This is a genomic window from Bradyrhizobium diversitatis, from assembly GCF_016031635.1.
Classification (GTDB): Bacteria; Pseudomonadota; Alphaproteobacteria; order Rhizobiales; family Xanthobacteraceae; genus Bradyrhizobium; species Bradyrhizobium diversitatis.
This window is the reverse complement of sequence record NZ_JACEGD010000099.1, coordinates 1-1,268: the sequence shown is the minus strand read 5'-3', so window position 1 is coordinate 1,268 and position 1,268 is coordinate 1. Positions and strand designations below refer to the sequence as shown.

The 1,268-nt window shown below is 63.8% G+C and carries 1 protein-coding gene and 1 pseudogene; both read right to left on the bottom strand.

The annotated features are described in order from the left end of the window. Window positions 1–18 precede the first annotated feature (18 nt). Entirely contained in the window at window positions 19–1,086 is a 1,068-nt protein-coding gene (locus H1B27_RS39595) for an IS3 family transposase (RefSeq protein WP_246516084.1), read from the bottom strand. Further along, a pseudogene (locus H1B27_RS40725) lies at window positions 1,053–1,205 on the bottom strand (transposase); the annotation flags it as partial. The gene H1B27_RS39595 and the pseudogene H1B27_RS40725, both read right to left, overlap by 34 nt. Window positions 1,206–1,268 lie beyond the last annotated feature (63 nt).

Here is a 1,268-nt window from a genome sequence, read left to right as displayed (position 1 = left end):
TGACCTGCCACCGAAGTTTCATCCAGTAGCGTTTAGAGTCCGAGTGGGTTTTACGCCGTTTGGCGCGGTGTGAGCAACGTGCGATCGGCGGAGCTGGTCGGGGTTGCGCAGCCGATCGCACGTTGCGGTGAGGTAGGCGGCATAGGCCGCAGGGGTCAGATAGCCGAGCGAGGAATGCGGGCGTTGGCCGTTGTAGTCGCCGACCCAATCCGCAATCTTGGCGCGGGCGTGATCGAGGCCGAAGAACAAGGTTTCGTTGAGAAGCTCGTCCCGCATCCGGCCGTTGAAGCTTTCACAGAAGCCGTTCTGCATCGGCTTGCCCGGCGCAATGAAGTGCCAGTCGATCTTGTTCTCCTCCGACCAGGCCAGCATGGCATTGCAGGTGAACTCGGTGCCGTTGTCGGAGACGATCATGCCCGGCTTGCCGCGCTGATTGATCAGCGCCGTCAGTTCGCGTGCCACCCGCCGCCCGGGGATCGAGGTGTCGGGGATGGCCGCCAGACATTCCCGGGTCACGTCATCGACGATATTCAGGACCCGGAAGCGACGGCCGCTGGCGAACTGGTCGTGGACAAAATCCAGCGACCACCGGGCGTTCGGCCGAGCCTCGACCAATATCGGCGCTCGGGTGCCCACGGCGCGCCGGCGGGCCCGGCGCTTGCGCACGCTGAGGCCTTCCTCTCGATACAGACGGTAGATCCGGTTCCGCCCGGACGGCTCGCCCTGCTGGCGAAGCAGCACGAACAGCCGGCGGTAGCCGAACCGCCGACGGGCATTAGCAAGCTCGCGCAAGTGGCCGCGTAGTTCGGTGTCCGGCGGTCGGCACGATCGGTACCGAACCATCTTGCGGTCAGCGCCGACGATGCCGCAGGCCCGCCGCTCCGACAGACCCATGACGGCCTGCAGGTGCGCGACGGCTTCGCGCTTGGCGACGGGCCCTACCATTTTTTTGACAAAAGCTCGCGTAGCGCTGCAGCATCCAGCATCTGCTCGGCCAGCAGCTTCTTCAGCTTGGCGTTCTCGTCCTCGAGTTGCCGCAACCGCTTGGCATCGGAGACGTCCAGACCGCCGAACTTCGCCTTCCAATTGTACAGCGTCGCTTCAGAGACGCCATGCTTCCGCGCCAAATCGGCAGCCTTCGCACCCGCCTCATGCTCACGCAGCACGCCAATAATCTGCTCTTCCGTAAACCTGGCTCGCTTCATCTGTCCGTCCTTCAGAAGGCCGGACTCTAACTTCAACTGGAGGAAATCGGCAGGGGCAGGTCA